At 47.1% G+C, this 14,925-nt stretch carries 14 protein-coding genes; 11 read left to right on the forward strand and 3 right to left on the reverse strand.

Features of this window, described 5'->3' with window-relative positions:
• Nucleotides 1-128: 128 nt before the first annotated feature.
• The 5 genes from ACFS25_RS02235 to ACFS25_RS02255 all read left to right on the forward strand — a co-directional run bounded on the left by ACFS25_RS02235 (nt 129) and on the right by ACFS25_RS02255 (nt 7,145).
• A complete protein-coding gene (locus ACFS25_RS02235) occupies nt 129-1,058 on the forward strand; it encodes an ABC transporter ATP-binding protein (RefSeq protein ID WP_381496774.1) in 930 nt (309 codons plus the stop codon).
• Nucleotides 1,059-1,151: 93 nt separating this feature from the next.
• Entirely contained in the window at nt 1,152-4,799 is a 3,648-nt protein-coding gene (locus ACFS25_RS02240; protein ID WP_381496775.1) for an ABC transporter permease/M1 family aminopeptidase, read from the forward strand.
• 90 nt (nt 4,800-4,889) lie between these two features.
• Nucleotides 4,890-5,759 (forward strand): c-type cytochrome, encoded by an 870-nt coding sequence (locus ACFS25_RS02245; RefSeq protein ID WP_381497407.1) that lies wholly within the window; start codon nt 4,890-4,892, stop codon nt 5,757-5,759.
• A gap of 22 nt (nt 5,760-5,781) precedes the next feature.
• Complete coding sequence (locus ACFS25_RS02250) at nt 5,782-6,240, forward strand: DsrE family protein (RefSeq protein WP_381496776.1); 459 nt, start codon at nt 5,782-5,784, stop codon at nt 6,238-6,240.
• Between the two features lie 8 nt (nt 6,241-6,248).
• Nucleotides 6,249-7,145 carry a LysR family transcriptional regulator gene (locus tag ACFS25_RS02255; RefSeq protein ID WP_381496777.1) on the forward strand — a complete coding sequence of 299 codons (897 nt, stop codon included), beginning with the start codon at nt 6,249-6,251 and terminating at the stop codon, nt 7,143-7,145.
• 7 nt (nt 7,146-7,152) lie between these two features.
• Here the strand turns inward: ACFS25_RS02255 and ACFS25_RS02260 are convergent, their stop codons facing one another.
• Nucleotides 7,153-8,907, reverse strand: coding sequence for a DUF6044 family protein (locus tag ACFS25_RS02260; RefSeq protein WP_381496778.1), 1,755 nt, complete (start codon nt 8,905-8,907; stop codon nt 7,153-7,155).
• 107 nt (nt 8,908-9,014) lie between these two features.
• Between ACFS25_RS02260 and ACFS25_RS02265 the strand changes: the two genes are divergently transcribed.
• Together ACFS25_RS02265 and ACFS25_RS02270 are read left to right on the forward strand one after the other, a co-directional pair.
• Nucleotides 9,015-10,571: a M20/M25/M40 family metallo-hydrolase gene (locus tag ACFS25_RS02265; RefSeq protein WP_381496779.1), complete on the forward strand. Its 1,557-nt coding sequence runs from the start codon at nt 9,015-9,017 to the stop codon at nt 10,569-10,571.
• A 135-nt stretch (nt 10,572-10,706) separates the two neighbouring features.
• Nucleotides 10,707-10,937 carry a DUF4834 domain-containing protein gene (locus ACFS25_RS02270; protein WP_381496780.1) on the forward strand — a complete coding sequence of 77 codons (231 nt, stop codon included), beginning with the start codon at nt 10,707-10,709 and terminating at the stop codon, nt 10,935-10,937.
• 29 nt (nt 10,938-10,966) lie between these two features.
• Here ACFS25_RS02270 and ACFS25_RS02275 read toward each other — a convergent pair whose 3' ends face one another.
• Nucleotides 10,967-11,362 carry a hypothetical protein gene (locus ACFS25_RS02275; protein ID WP_381496781.1) on the reverse strand — a complete coding sequence of 132 codons (396 nt, stop codon included), beginning with the start codon at nt 11,360-11,362 and terminating at the stop codon, nt 10,967-10,969.
• A 2-nt stretch (nt 11,363-11,364) separates the two neighbouring features.
• Nucleotides 11,365-11,940: a phosphoribosylglycinamide formyltransferase gene (purN, locus tag ACFS25_RS02280; RefSeq protein WP_381496782.1), complete on the reverse strand. Its 576-nt coding sequence runs from the start codon at nt 11,938-11,940 to the stop codon at nt 11,365-11,367.
• A gap of 167 nt (nt 11,941-12,107) precedes the next feature.
• Between purN and ACFS25_RS02285 the strand changes: the two genes are divergently transcribed.
• The 4 genes from ACFS25_RS02285 to ACFS25_RS02300 all read left to right on the forward strand — a co-directional run bounded on the left by ACFS25_RS02285 (nt 12,108) and on the right by ACFS25_RS02300 (nt 14,794).
• Nucleotides 12,108-12,734: an ATP-binding cassette domain-containing protein gene (locus ACFS25_RS02285; RefSeq protein WP_381497408.1), complete on the forward strand. Its 627-nt coding sequence runs from the start codon at nt 12,108-12,110 to the stop codon at nt 12,732-12,734.
• 43 nt (nt 12,735-12,777) lie between these two features.
• A complete protein-coding gene (locus ACFS25_RS02290; protein WP_381496783.1) occupies nt 12,778-13,482 on the forward strand; it encodes a peptidylprolyl isomerase in 705 nt (234 codons plus the stop codon).
• A 30-nt stretch (nt 13,483-13,512) separates the two neighbouring features.
• A complete protein-coding gene (locus tag ACFS25_RS02295) occupies nt 13,513-14,430 on the forward strand; it encodes an SDR family oxidoreductase (RefSeq protein ID WP_381496784.1) in 918 nt (305 codons plus the stop codon).
• Nucleotides 14,431-14,530: 100 nt separating this feature from the next.
• Complete coding sequence (locus ACFS25_RS02300) at nt 14,531-14,794, forward strand: DUF167 domain-containing protein (protein WP_381496785.1); 264 nt, start codon at nt 14,531-14,533, stop codon at nt 14,792-14,794.
• The last annotated feature ends 131 nt before the right edge of the window (nt 14,795-14,925 follow it).

Genomic DNA, 14,925 nt, shown 5'->3' on the forward strand with positions numbered 1-14,925 from the left:
AGCGGAGCTATTTTTTTTGTCTTTTAGAATTAATAATGACCATCAGAGAAAGTTTGGCTATAGGTTTCAGATAGGTTTAACATATTTGTGTTTTATTTCCTTCTACCAAATAGTCACTCGTTTCTTGTATGCAGCTCGAAATCAAAGACCTCACAAAGACTTACTCTAACGGTGTCCGGGCGCTGAAAGGTGTTTCACTTACTATTTCACAGGGAATGTTCGGCCTTCTCGGACCAAATGGAGCGGGAAAATCGAGCCTGATGCGCACCATTGCCACATTGCAAGAAGCTGACAGTGGTTCTGTTCGATTAACAGGTTTGCCAGAAGGTACCTCCATACCAGGCAATTCCATGCCGGGCGACCTGGATGTGCTTACCCAAAAAGATGCGGTTCGTCGGGTGTTAGGCTATTTACCGCAGGAGTTCGGCGTTTACCCGCGCGTAACAGCCGAGACGATGCTCGATCACATTGCTACGCTTAAGGGAATCGCTAATAGTCGCGAGCGTAAAAATATTGTTGATGGGCTGTTACAAAAAGTGAACCTTTACCAGGTCCGCAAGAAGAACCTAGGTACGTATTCGGGTGGTATGAAACAGCGATTTGGTATTGCACAGGCGCTTATTGGTAGTCCCCGGCTTATTATTGTTGATGAACCAACGGCTGGACTGGACCCTGCCGAGCGAAACCGTTTTCATAATCTTCTGTCGGAAATAGGGGAGAATACAATCGTGATTCTGTCTACACATATCGTTGAGGATGTCACGAACCTTTGCTCCGATATGGCCATTATCTGTCTTGGTGAAGTGGTGGCAGCGGGCAATCCGAACGATTTAGTGAGCGACCTGAAAGGGAAAATTTGGCAGACATTCGTCGAGAAATCTGAAATAGAAACCTATCGCCAACATCACCGTGTGATTTCAACTCAACTCAAAGGTGGCAAAACGCGGCTTCATGCTTACAGCGATGTGCCTTTGGGGGGCTTCGAGCCTGTTGTTCCAGATCTGGAAGATGTGTACTTCGCGAAAATTACGGAGAAAATGGATGTGGTCACTGTGTAGTTGTGGCGTCAGGTCCTCAGACCTGACCCTAGTTGCTTGCGCCTATGTCAGGTTTAAGAATCTGACACCACAACTACACTAACCCTCAATCTCATGTTCATCGAAATCTTTAAGTTTGAGTTGGCTTACCGGCTAAAACGGCCCGCTACCTACCTCTACGCCCTGATCCTGTTTTTGTTTACGTTTCTCTTCGTCATATACGGTAGTGGACCAGCGTCGGAGAAAACTAATATCAATTCACCCTACGCTATTAGCCAGTTTGTGGCCGTGCTGACCATTTTTGGGATGCTTATTGCTTCGGCTGTAATGGGTGTGCCCGTCTACCGCGATATTGAACATAACACGAAAAATTACTTTTTTACATTTCCCATCACTGAACGGGGCTATATATTGGGCCGGTTCCTGGGGTCATTTGTCGTGCTGTTAGGCATTATGGCGGTTGGTACGCTCGGTATTTTGATTGGGTCGCTGTTGGGGCCGGTCTTCAATTTAGCTGACAATATTGACCGCTTTGGTCCCATTCGATTTCGCGATTATGCGTATCCATTTATCCTGTTCGTTGTGCCAAACATGTTTCTGGTTGGCAGTATTTTCTTTAGCCTGGTAGCCTTCTCCCGCCAGGTTTTTGCGACGTATGCAGGTAGTATTTTGCTGTTTATTGCCTATTTGCTCGGGTCAACGCTATCGCAGGATTTAGAAAATAAACACCTTGTTAATCTACTCGACCCGTTCGGTTCGTATGCGTACGATGCGGATACTAAATATTGGTCGCCTATTGAGCAGAACTCGCTGCTTGCTCCGTTGGAAGGCGACTTACTTGCCAATCGACTCATCTGGTTTGGTGTTGCTCTGCTTGTCTTTTTCGGAACGCTTTTCCGGTTTAGTTTCTCGCGTTTTCTGGCCGTTAAACTGGGTAAACGAGGAAAGGAGGATGTTGTGGAAAAAGGGATACCGTCGCTAGCGAGTTTACCGATACCTACACCTGTTTTTCAGACGAGTACCTACGTGCGGCAGATGTTTCGGCAGGCCCGGATCGAGTTTGGAAACATTGTTCGCGACCCGTATTTCATTGCCATCTTACTTGGGGCTGTACTGTTTTTATTTCTGGATGGATGGTTCAGCTCCGAAACCTATGGCACACCGTCGCTGCCGACAACTTACGCCATGCTCGAAGCGCGAAATGGCACGTTTTTCTTCTTTGTACTGATCGTCCTCATTTTCTACACGGGCGAGGTGGTTCACCGCGATAAAGTTGTTCATTACGATACAATTGCTGATGCGCTGCCCGTACCCGATTGGATGAACTACGGGGCCAAATTGTTGTCGATGATCTACATCTGTCTGATGCTTTGCACACTCATTCTGGTATCGGGACTTTTAAATCAGACTATAAAGGGCTATTTTAACTACGAGTTTTCACTCTACTTTCGTGACCTTCTGGGTATCGCGTTTACGCAATATTTTCAGTTGGTGATGCTGGCATTTTTTGTGCACACACTGGTTAACCAGAAGTTTGTGGGGCACATTGTCACGCTGGCGGTCTATATCGTTATCTGGGCGATACCCTCGTTTGCTGAATTTAATTATAAACTGGCGATACCGTTCTCGGGAGGGGGTGTTCAGATTTCAGCTATGAATGGTTTCGGGCATTACCTGGCTGGATTAGCTTCATTTCGGCTTTACTGGTATGCCTTCGGTGGCATGCTGTTAATTGTGGCTCTGTGGTTTTGGAATCGCGGTGCCGACACAAGTTTCAAAGCACGCTGGCAATTGGCCCGGCAACGAATGGGCCGTGGGTCAATGGCTTTATTTGCCCTACTTCTACTCGCCTTTGTGAGTATGGGTGCCTGGATTTATACAAATGTCAGCGTTAAAAACCGATATCTTTCGGCTGGGCAACGTCGGGAACAGCAGGCAACAACAGAAAAAACGTACCACAAATACGCCAATGTGCTGCAACCTAAAATTACCAGCGCGAATGTGAACGTCGACGTATTTCCTGATGAATTCAAAGCCGTTGCGACAGGTACATTTGTGATGGTCAACAAGGGCGATCAACCCATCGACTCCTTACACTTAACTATCCCCGCCGATAATTTTCATCGCAAACTAACAAAGCTGCTGGTCGATGGGAAATCCCCTAATCTACTCGTAAACGATACCAACCTCGGCTACTTCATTTACCGCTTGCCTAAGCCCCTAAATCCGGGAGACACCGCCCAACTGGAGATGGATGTAACGGGCCAATACGTTGGGTTTGCCAATAGTGGCGACAATCGTGACGTAGTGGCCAATGGTACGTTTTTCAACGTGGGTATCTTTCCTAGTTTTGGGTACAATCAGGGCGATGAATTGACCAGTGATAAGTACCGGAAGAAATACGGTTTACCCATTAAAGAATGGAGCCTTCCCGCCCAAAATGACCCGCGTGGTCTGCGTGATTTCCTTTTCACTACCGATGCCGATTGGGTTACTTTTAAAGGCACTATTTCGACTACACCCGATCAAACGGCTGTTATGCCCGGCCAGTTGCTGAAAACCTGGACAAAAGCTGGTCCTGACGGTAAATACCGCAAATACTTTGAGTACAAGTTACCCGGTTTCTCCGACTACTTTTTTAGTATGTGTTCGGCCAAATATGGTGTAAAGCGTGATAAATGGACGGGACCTGATGGCAAAACGGTAGCTTTAGAGGTATACCATCATCCCGGCCACGACCGTAATCTAGATCGGTTTATAGCCAGCATGAAGGCATCGCTGACGTATTACGCCAAAAACTATGCGCCTTATCCGTACCCGGTCCTGCGCGTGTTGGAGTTTCCACGTTATGCCGCTTTCGCCCAATCGTTTCCAACAACGGTTCCGTACTCGGAGGAGTTTGGCTGGGTCGGTGACTTTCATGATCCCAACAAAACAGACTATGCGTTTTACGTGACCGCCCATGAGGTAGCGCACCAGTGGTGGGGGCATCAGATTATGCCTAGCCGGACTCGTGGAGCCAATCAGATTTCGGAAACGATGGCTGAATACTCGGCCCTTATGGTGCTCAAACAACGGTATGGAGCCGATGCTATGCCGAAGTTTTTGAAGTATAGTCTCGATCAATATTTACGCGGTCGCTCCAACGAGGATAAATTTGAAGCCAACATTCTCGATAATGATACCCGGTCGTATATCTGGTACAATAAAGGGTCGATGTTGATGTATGCTTTGCAGGATTACATCGGTGAAGATCGGGTTAATCAGGCTATGAACGACTACATGAAAGCGGCCCGCTTCCGCCAGAAAGCCCCCTTTACAACGTCGTTGGAGTGGTACGGTTTTCTGAAATCGGCTACGCCCGACTCGCTAAAACCTTGGCTGACGGATAATTTCGAGAAACTAACTCTCTACGATAACCGCATCACCAAAGCAGAAGCGAAAGCACTCGGCAACGGAAAATATCGCGTTAAACTCTATGTCCGAACCGCAACGGAGTATTATGACAAAACGGGCAAAGAAATTGCGAAGGGGAAAGGCCCTGTTATTGCTGATATCGCTGTACTAACCGACGACGGCAAAAACAAGGATGGGCTGACAACCAAAGTGCCGCTCTTACTCCAGAAGCGAAGCCTGTCGCCCGGTGAGCACGTTATTGAGGTGACTGTAAAAGGCAAGCCCGTAAAGGCGGGTATTGACCCGTATAACAAACTAATTGACCGCGTTTCAGACGATAATTTAGTAAAGATAGATATGCCGTAAACTATGAAGAAACAACTCCTTAAACCTGTTACAACATCCGTTTGGAGAAGATACTGGTTCGTTTGGTCGATTAGCCTATTCAGTGGACTAATGGCATTAACACCCCCCATCTTTTGGCATCCTCCCGCCGATAGCCGAATACCTGCTGGCGCTGAGGGGCAGCAAGTGCGATATGGTCGGGAGTTGATTGCCCACACGGCTAAATACCTTGGTCCGACGGGTTCGGTTCGGCATCTGTCTAATGGCATGAATTGCCAGAACTGCCACCTTGATGCGGGCACGAAAATACTGGGCAACAATTATTCAGCCGTGTTTTCGACGTATCCTAAATTTCGGGAACGCTCTGGATCGGTTGAAACAATTGTTAAGCGCGTGTCGGATTGTTTCGAGCGGAGTCTGGGTGGTAGAGCGCCCGACAGCACGAGTCGCGAGATGAAGGCTATTGTAGCTTATATGCAATGGCTGGGTACGGATGTACCCAAAGGTCAGCGGCCTGATGGCGTAGGACTGGTCAAATTGGATTTTCTGGCTCGGGCGGCTGATTCGACAAAAGGCCAGTTGGTGTATGTGGCTAAATGCCAGGTGTGTCACGGAGTAAAGGGCGAAGGTATGAAGGTAGCTGGCGCTTCGGAGTACATTTATCCTCCCATGTGGGGGTCGCACAGCTACAATGATGGAGCCGGTCTCTATCGGTTGTCGGGCTTTGCGGGTTACGTCAAAAACAACATGCCTTTCGGGGCCAATTACACAAATCCGCAACTAACCGACGAAGAGTCGTGGGATGTGGCGGCTTTTATCAATTCAATGCCCCGGCCCCACAAAGACCAAACTACTGATTGGCCTAAAGTGGCGGGCAAACCCATTGATTTTCCATTTGGTCCCTACGCCGATCAATTCGGTGAAAAACAACACAAGTTTGGACCGTTTCAGCCAATTGCTGATGCGCGAAAAGTAAAGTAGCTTTACCTAAAAAATAACAACCATGAAAAAATTCACCTATCTGTTCATTCTGACGTTATTAAGTGCCGTTGTGTCAGCTACGGCTCAAACAAATGACGCTGGCGCGTTTCATGGTGCTCAACCGACAAAAGATCGATATCGGGCCGTTTATCAGCTCAATACCGCCGACACGAACGTGATCCGTCATGCATTAGCCAACATTCAGAACGCCCTGAACGACCCACGCCTAAAAGGTAAATTAGATGTTGAATTAGTCGTGTATAGTGGTGCGGTGGCGGCTTACCGAAAAGACAAACCCTATTTCGAGAAGGAGGTCACCAGTTTGCAAAAGCAGGGTGTTATTATGGCGATGTGTGAAAACACCATGAAGATGCGGAAAATCAGCCGTGATGAGCTATTCCCGATTGTAAGTTATGTACCAACGGCCAACGGTGAACTCATCATTCGCGAACAGGAAGGCTGGGCCATCATTCGTCCGTAACCTTATCCATGCTCGCCTTCCGACTCAACGTTTTTTACACTGTTGCCAAGCGGCTCAGCTTTACCAAAGCAGCAGCTGAACTGTATGTAACGCAACCCGCCGTAACGAAGCACATTCAGGAACTCGAACACCACTTCGGTATGGCCCTGTTTGACCGGCGCGGTAACCAGATTAGTCTGACCACGGCTGGTAATTTGTTTCTACGACATGCCGAAACCCTTCTGGCAACGTACCGGCAGTTGGAGTTCGACATGAACGCTCTCAAAGGTGAGTCGGGCGGAGCACTGCGGGTAGGAGCCAGCACGACCGTGGCGCAATATGTAATTCCGCCCGTGCTGGCTCGCTTCCATGAGCAATCGGCTGATGTCTCTATATCGCTCTTGAGTGGCAATACCGAACAAATAGAGCAGCGGTTGCTCAATAACGATATTGATTTGGGATTGGTAGAAGGCCGAACTCACCATAGTGATATCCGGTATACGTCCTTCGTAAAAGATGAACTCGTACTCATCTGCCGCGCCGACCACCCCCTAGCCGACCGTGACGAGATTACATTAGATGAGTTGCGTACTGTACCTATTGTGCTGCGTGAACGTGGCTCCGGCTCACTCGAAGTAATTGAACACGCGCTCCGGGGCGTTGGATTGCGCCTTACTGACCTGACTATTGATATGCAATTGGGCAGTACCGAAAGCATCAAATCATACCTCGGTAGCTCTCGATGTATGGCTTTCGTGTCGGTCTTTGCAGTACAGCATGAACTTCAGGCTGGTAGCCTCAAAATTCTTGATGTAAAAGGGCTTTCTATACAGAGAGATTTCTATTCCATTCAATTACAGGGTGTTACAGAAGGATTGGCTGACACATTTATGCGCTTTGCCCGGCAACATTATAAGCGGGGATAATGCCTTTTTAGTTGTTCACACAATATAACCACACCCGCCAATAACTTTCCGGCTCATCAAATACCTTTTCCAGCCGTAATCTATTCTCAGTCGCATTCTGAATCGGTACCGCCGAAATAATGTACTTTCCACCTAACGACGCCAGGGCATCGGTATCAATTTGCAGATGGTTAAGTGCTGGATGTTGCGTTTTGCCAAATAGATAGTTCATGCCTAATTCGGCAGTGTAGAGATAAACACGGCAAGCATACGCGTCGTAATAAATGCGCATTTGTCTAGTACCTTTGGTTAACTCAGTCGCGATGATTTTCCGGAAGGCGTATTTATAGGGGAGCGGGTAATTATTTTGGTAACTGTCCAGCGTGTAAAAGCCATTGAACTGGGCGACTGACGGATGCATTCCAAGGCAAATTACGCGGTAGTTGGCTTGTGGTTGCCCAATATAAGTACGAATTTGAGTGAATTGTTTTTCGGCAAAAAACGCCCGGAACGACGGATGTTGAGCCTCCGTGATGTAGCCCGTCATCTTGCCAATGTTAATGCGCCATTCTTTATTGGCTATAATCATGAGCGCGAATTGCCCGGCCAAAAATAGGCGGCTCCAACGCCCGTTTACCCGGAACTGCCGTAGTGCAAGTGCAAAGAGCAAAAACCAGAGCGTCGGGAGGAGAAAGTAAAAACGGTCGAATTGAAATACGCGAAATTTTAATCCCAGTGAACTGTCGCCTAACCACACAACTAAATAGTGGTAAAAGCCATGAATCAGGCAAATAATAATTGCCAGTGCAGGTAAACCAATAAGCCAATTGACAGAGTGAAAATCCTGTTTTCGATAAGCTCGCCAGGCACCTAACCCCGCTACCGCCAAAATACCCAACGTGAAAAAGGCTCCCGTGTTGAACATCGGCCAGACAAACAAATCGGCACTTCGGCGCAGGCTATCCGTAAGCCGCATAGAGCGCAACTGGCTGTAGTCGAACTCGACCCGTTGCGAGACGTATTTTTGTTCAATGAATCCATAAATTAACTCCCATTCGCTCCCTACATACAGCAATGAGAGTAGAAATAATCCACTTATGTAGAGCCAATTGATTTGCCGAAGGCGAATCATGCTGACTAACCCAATGATACCCAGTGCCACGCAAATAAACAGTCCGGCCCAAACCAAAAATGAATAAAAAGGGAATAGACCAATAATGAGCCAGTCGCTCCAGCGGGATTGCTTCGTTAAGAGATTCAGAAAGGCAAAGAGTAGCAAAGGCTGCCCGGTTACCGATGCTCCATGAACGATATAACAGGGTACTAACGCAAATAAAAAGGCAATTCCTACGCACGTAAATGCCAAATTCGACTCGGGCAAAACATATTTTTTGAGCAGTAAATACATACCCACAAAGCCAATTCCGTGGACAGCTATAAAGTTAACAACCTGCGCTGCGTAAGGAGGCAACAGGTAAAATGAGAGCACTTCAAGATTCAGACCCGTTCGGAATGCCGAGCGAGGAATTCCACTGAACGATGAGGTAGCATCTGGGCCGCTGCTCATCATATTCGGAATCACTGTGTTTAGATCGAAATTGAACGCTGTGTGGGTAATTTTAAGCAGGTATAGATAGAGGAAATCGCTATCTAAATTGTCGTGGATAGTCAGGTGTGCTCCTTCGCCGAGCCAGACATAAGGAAAAACGTATAGCCCCAACAACCCGATGGCAATTAGAATATACGTTTTTTCGGGCGTTGTGTCAGATGAATGAAGCGGCATAACGAATTAAAAAGAGCAGCGAAAGTACTGAAATTCGTTGAGATGCCGGGAAGACACAGTAGACGTTGCGGGTTTTTCGTACTTTTACCATCCGAAACCCAATCATCATGCAAACGAAATTTGTACTGTCTCTATTGGCAGGATTAACCCTGACTACCATTTCAGCGCAGTCACAGAATCGCTCCGTTAAATCCATTTCTTCTCGTTCTAACGTACCTAACCCGACTGCCAAACTGCCGGAATTTGCTTTGTCTCGTGCTGAGATTGAAGCCCACACCCGATTTTTGGCTTCCGACGAGTTACAGGGTCGCCGAACGGGTGAGTCGGGAAACGCGGTTGCGGCCCGTTATATCGCCGAGCAGTTTCGGCAGTTGGGATTGAAACCCGCCGTAACTACAGATAATCAGCATGATTATTTTCAGCAAATTAATTTAGAGAAAGTCAAAGCGGCCAGTTCAGCCACAATGCTTGTAGGTAAGGATACGCTTCGGCTCGGTAACCAGTTGGTGGTGATGGCTGGCGGCCCAACAGATGTTTCGGGCGAGGTTATGTATGTTGGTTATGGCCTGACAGATGGCGAAGATGGCTATAAAGGGCGCGACGTTAAAGGGCGAATTTTAGTAGCGCAGGGCGGTTCACCCGATGCCAAAGGGCCGCGTGAAATCTTTGGTGCATCAGCGTCTAAGCGTAAATTAGCCAGTGAAAAAGGGGCCGCTGCCCTCATCGAGCTATACAGTGAATCCATTCCGTGGGGATTTGTGAATCAGTATTTCAACCGAGAGCAACTAACCATTTCAACTACGGCAGATGGCATAGCGCCCGTAGCTCACTTGTGGGTCAACAACGCAAATAATCAGTATAAGCAACTCAAAGAAGCGGCGCAACGCGTCACTATTCGCACATCGGGCCGTTTGCGTACATCCGTAGTATCGGCTAACGTGGCGGGTATTATCGAGGGCACTGATCCTAAGCTCAAAGATGAATACATTATGTTGTCAGCCCACTTTGATCACATCGGCGTAGGCAAACAAAGCGGGACACCGTATCAACCGGCCGATAGTATTTTTAATGGGACGCGGGATAATGCGATGGGAACGGTAGCCATTCTGGAAGCAGCCAAAGCGCTGTCACAACAACGCCCCAAACGGTCAGTATTGGTGTTGGCTCTAACGGGGGAAGAAGTCGGTTTATTGGGCAGTCGTTATTATGCTGAGCATCCGTTAGTGCCGTTAAAGCAAACTATTTTTGACCTGAATATCGACGGAGCAGGCTACAACGATACAACTATTATTTCGGTTATTGGTCTGGAGAGGACGGGTGCCCGCCCTGAAATTGAAGCCGGTGCCAAAGCGTTTGGTTTGGGCGTATTTGCCGAACCTGCTCCCGAACAGGGTCTGTTCGATCGGTCAGATAATGTAAGTTTTGCCGCCAAAGGCGTTCCTGCTCCAACGTTTTCACCCGGGTTTAAATCCTTTGATGAAGCCATTGCCAAGTATTACCACCAGGCTATCGACAATCCCGAATCGCTGAATTATACGTATTTCCAACGGTTCTGTCAGGCATACGCACACGCGGCTCGTTTGATTGCTAATCGCCCAACGCGTCCTCAATGGTCGGCGGGTGATAAATACGAAGCCGCCGGAAAAGCACTATATGGGCAGTAGTAGAGTTTACGCGAACATGCTTTTACAAATAGGAGCCGATTACAGTTCATCCGGATAAAACGCCGTATATCATACCGGAAAACTAAACAACTCGTCTCAACGTTTATTTATTACTAACGACACTCTTACTCTGACATGCTGTTCAAATATCTGTTCATCATCACGCTGATTATTCTTTTCGTACCGCCAGTGCGCCGATTTGTGTTTTACCTACTCGTTGGCCGGCAGTTGGTTAAGCAGCAGAAACAACAGACGGATCCATATGCAAAGACCCGGGAAGGTGAAGTACGGGTGAACCGGCAGTCAACGAAAGATAATTCTTCTTTTAAGGGTGGAGAATACGTTGATTACGAAGAAGTTAAGTAGTTTTTTGATGTATATTCAGTAAAGCGGCTTCACTTCGCAGCCGTATCAATTTCCTTTTTATATTTCACTGCTATACCTGTCATCGTGTAGCCATTGTCGGTCATGGAGGTATAATAAGTATATCGAACCGAAACCAGTGCATCGGCACCGAGATTTTTTGCCTGTATAGTTAGGCGGGCTAACATTAGTTCTTTCTGTTGCATATCGTTTCCCCGGCTAAGCATCCGATGGTTACGCGACTGCCGGCTAACAAGAGGTACTTCTCCTTTTACTTCCAAATCCTGTAGTGGATCAAATGGGCGTCCAGGTCGTTGGGTATCATAAAACACCTCGACCGGATAATTAGGTTTGTTTTGCAGGTAAGCAATGGGCTTGAAGCAGCCAGTCAAACTCAGTAAGAGCACTAATACGGCTAGCTTTTTCATAGTTATTTAGTGATCGAGGCTAAAATGTCGGCTACAACTCGTGGATAATGCGCGTGTTCCAGGGCTTGTACTTTCCGGGCTATATCGTCCGGCGTATCCGTGTGAGAGACAGCGCAAGTAGCCTGAAAAATAATCTGTCCTTCGTCGTAGCGCTCGTTTACATAGTGAATTGTAATGCCTGATTCGGTTTCTCCGGCTGCTGCGACTGCTTCGTGTACGAAATGGCCGTACATGCCTTTGCCACCAAATTTAGGTAATAGAGCCGGATGGATATTGACAATCTTATTGGGGAAGGCCCGCACTAAATCTGTTGGCATCAACCACATGAATCCGGCCAGCACAATTAAATCAATATCCTGATTGAGAAGTAGTTGCGTAATTCGATCCGTGTCATAAAACGTCGTCCGGTCGAAGAGAAGCACCGGAATATGTAATTTTCGGGCGCGTTCAATAACACCCGCTTTGGGATTGTTCGAGACAATCAACGAAATTTCTGCATTGGGAACATCAGTAAAATACTCGGCAATTTTCTCGGCATTTGAGCCGGAACCGGAAGCAAACAGGACGATGTGTTTCAAGTGAATGAATGTTATTATGTTGTCGGTCCGAGTGGCTAATGCTTGTTTAAATTGCACGAGCGGCCCCGCCTACATCTTTCGTCAGCAGTTATGTTGGGTTCTCAACCCCAACACCGCCCACAAAACTACAACTTTTGCCTATTTTTGTGGGTATCCCCTCAAATCCAATGCTGGCGACTCATCAACTCACGTTTGACTATGGCCCTACGAAACAGTTTACGTTTCCTGACGTACACTGTGCTAATCGCGAAGCCTTCCTGATTCTAGGGCAATCCGGCACCGGAAAGACGACCTTTCTGCACTTACTGGCTTTACTACTCAAGCCCAAAAGTGGTTCGGTAATCATTGATAAGACTGATCTGACACAACTAAGTCCGGCTGAAACAGCGGCTTTTCGAGCTAAACATGTGGGTATTGTTTATCAGAAGCCCCACTTTGTCAGCGCATTATCTGTAATGGATAACTTATTGCTGGCAAACTACTTAGCCAATAAACCACAGGATAAAAACCGCGCTCGCGAACTGGCCGGACAATTGGGCTTCATTGACCATCTAGCAAAAAAAACAAACCAACTCAGTCAAGGAGAACAGCAACGGGTCAGCATTGCCCGCGCCGTTATGAATCAACCCGATGTTATTCTGGCCGATGAACCAACTTCCAGTCTTGACGACGAAAATACCGACCGTGTTGTAACGCTTTTGCGCCAACAGTCAGAGCAAATCGGTGCCAGTTTAATTGTTGTTACCCACGATCAACGGTTGAAAGATGCCTTTCAAAATCGCGTAAATTTGTAAACCAGTACCAACTTTCGGTTTCAAAAACTATCTTTATTGCTGAATGAAGAAACTTCTGCTATTGATTCTGCTAATTCCGACTCTTTCGATTGCTCAAAATCGCAAAAAAAAAGATTACCTTGTTTCGCTCAATACCACGTTCGGAACCATGCGACTTGTACTGTACGACCAGACCCCGAAACATAAGGAAAATTTTATTAAACTTGTTAATCAGAAGTTTTACGACAGCCTGTTGTTTCACCGCATTATTCCTCTGTTCATGATTCAGGGGGGCGACCCGAACTCACGTAAAGCGCAGACAGACCAACCACTGGGCAATGGTGACATTGGCTATACCGTTCCCGCAGAGTTCGTTCCCACTCTTTTTCACAAAAAAGGGGTTCTATCAGCTGCTCGAGACAACAACCCCGAAAAAGCGTCGAGTGGCTGTCAATTTTATGTAGTACAGGGCCGGGTTTGGGATGAAGAAGGGTTTCAGAAACAAGTCACACGTATTGAAACCATGAAAGGACGCTTGCCTACCAGTGAGCAGAAACAAGTCTATAAAACTCTCGGCGGTTCTCCACATTTAGATGGTAATTACACCGTTTTTGGCGAGGTAATTAATGGGCTGGCCGTAATAGATAGTGTTGCTAAACAACCCCGAAATGAGATGGACCGCCCGTTAAAAGACGTTCGTATGACCATGACCGGAGAATGGGTAAAGAAAAAGAAAATTACCAAACAATACGGATATAAATACCTGTAAAAGCGTCCCACCTTGCTTACAGGAAATACTATGAAAAAACGAATCCTTCTCACTGGTGCCAACGGATTACTGGGTCAGAAATTAGTTGGACTGCTCACCCAGCAGCCAAATGTTGAGTTAATTGCTACGGCGCGGGGTGAAAACCGACTTCCATTTTCGGAAGGGTATGGCTATCATTCGATGGATATAACTGACCGCCAACAGGTGCTTGACATTATCGGTGAGATACAACCGAACGTAGTTATCCACGGGGCCGCCATGACGGATGTGGATAAGTGCGAAACGCAAAAAGATGCTTGCTGGGCGCAAAATGTACATGCCGTAGAGTATATCATTGAAGCTTGTCAATCGGTCAATGCATTTCTAGTACATGTTTCTACCGACTTTATTTTCGATGGTGCAGCCGGACCTTATGACGAAACGGCCGAAGCAAATCCAATTAGTTTCTATGGTTGGAGCAAGCAAGCTGGCGAATCGGCTGTTCGGAATGCAAGCCGCGCGGATGCTCCGTTGCGGTGGGCTATTGCCCGGACGGTACTAGTCTATGGTATCGCCCATGATATGAGCCGTAGTAACATCATTCTGTGGGTCAAGAAATCACTTGAGGATGGCAAAAATATTAAGGTCGTAACCGATCAATGGCGTAGCCCAACTCTGGCCGAAGACCTGGCAATGGGTTGCTATCTCATTGCCGATCAGGAAGCCGAAGGCATCTTCAATATCTCCGGAAAAGAAGTTATAACACCTTATGATATGGCCATCCAAACGGCTGATTATTTTGGCCTTGATAAATCGTTGATTGCCCAAGCCGATGCATCGACGTTCACACAAGTAGCAAGACGTCCCCCCCGTACAGGTTTCATTCTGGATAAAGCCCGCACCGTATTAGGCTACGATCCGCACAGTTTTGCAGAAGGTATTGCTGTGCTGGCTGAGCAACTTAAATAGAAGTCACCTATGAGTCAGGTGAATAATTTATGGTGTACAATGTTTCGGAGCACGACTGGCGACGAAATCATGCTCAACGATAAAATCGACGTTTGAGCTTATGACGCTGCATTTGAAAGTGAAGCCAGGTAGTAGAGTAGACCAGTTGTTTTACGATGCTGCCGGGCTGCTCAATGTTAAAATAAAAGCTCCAGCGCAGGACGGCAAAGCTAATGCGTATTTAGTCGAGTTTTTGGCGAAACAGTTTGGCACCGCAAAGTCAAACGTGACCATTGTAGCCGGTTTTACGAATCCACACAAGCGGATTGAGATTGAGGTAACGGAGGAAGTATATACGCGATTCCAGGAGCGCGTAGCTGAGTGAAGAAAGTTTGGTAATGTATCCCTACTTATAAAAAAAAGGCTTAGTTTCTGTAGCCCATCGGGGGCAAGAAACTCTCTTCTTGACCTATTTTTAATTCACTACCGCCAGTTTATTGGCAAGAAAATTTCCTG

It is taken from the genome of Spirosoma flavum (genome assembly GCF_042686045.1).
GTDB classification, from domain to species: domain Bacteria; phylum Bacteroidota; class Bacteroidia; order Cytophagales; family Spirosomataceae; genus Spirosoma; species Spirosoma flavum.

Coding starts and splice junctions, on each gene's coding strand:
- ACFS25_RS02240 (WP_381496775.1), top strand. CDS start 1,152: ATGTTCATCGAAATCTTTAAGTTTGAGTTGGCTTACCGGCTAAAACGG.
- ACFS25_RS02235 (WP_381496774.1), top strand. CDS start 129: ATGCAGCTCGAAATCAAAGACCTCACAAAGACTTACTCTAACGGTGTC.
- ACFS25_RS02270 (WP_381496780.1), top strand. CDS start 10,707: ATGCTGTTCAAATATCTGTTCATCATCACGCTGATTATTCTTTTCGTA.
- ACFS25_RS02290 (WP_381496783.1), top strand. CDS start 12,778: ATGAAGAAACTTCTGCTATTGATTCTGCTAATTCCGACTCTTTCGATT.
- ACFS25_RS02295 (WP_381496784.1), top strand. CDS start 13,513: ATGAAAAAACGAATCCTTCTCACTGGTGCCAACGGATTACTGGGTCAG.
- ACFS25_RS02275 (WP_381496781.1), bottom strand. CDS start 11,362: ATGAAAAAGCTAGCCGTATTAGTGCTCTTACTGAGTTTGACTGGCTGC.
- ACFS25_RS02260 (WP_381496778.1), bottom strand. CDS start 8,907: ATGCCGCTTCATTCATCTGACACAACGCCCGAAAAAACGTATATTCTA.
- ACFS25_RS02285 (WP_381497408.1), top strand. CDS start 12,108: ATGCTGGCGACTCATCAACTCACGTTTGACTATGGCCCTACGAAACAG.
- ACFS25_RS02255 (WP_381496777.1), top strand. CDS start 6,249: ATGCTCGCCTTCCGACTCAACGTTTTTTACACTGTTGCCAAGCGGCTC.
- ACFS25_RS02245 (WP_381497407.1), top strand. CDS start 4,890: ATGGCATTAACACCCCCCATCTTTTGGCATCCTCCCGCCGATAGCCGA.
- ACFS25_RS02300 (WP_381496785.1), top strand. CDS start 14,531: ATGACGCTGCATTTGAAAGTGAAGCCAGGTAGTAGAGTAGACCAGTTG.
- ACFS25_RS02265 (WP_381496779.1), top strand. CDS start 9,015: ATGCAAACGAAATTTGTACTGTCTCTATTGGCAGGATTAACCCTGACT.
- ACFS25_RS02250 (WP_381496776.1), top strand. CDS start 5,782: ATGAAAAAATTCACCTATCTGTTCATTCTGACGTTATTAAGTGCCGTT.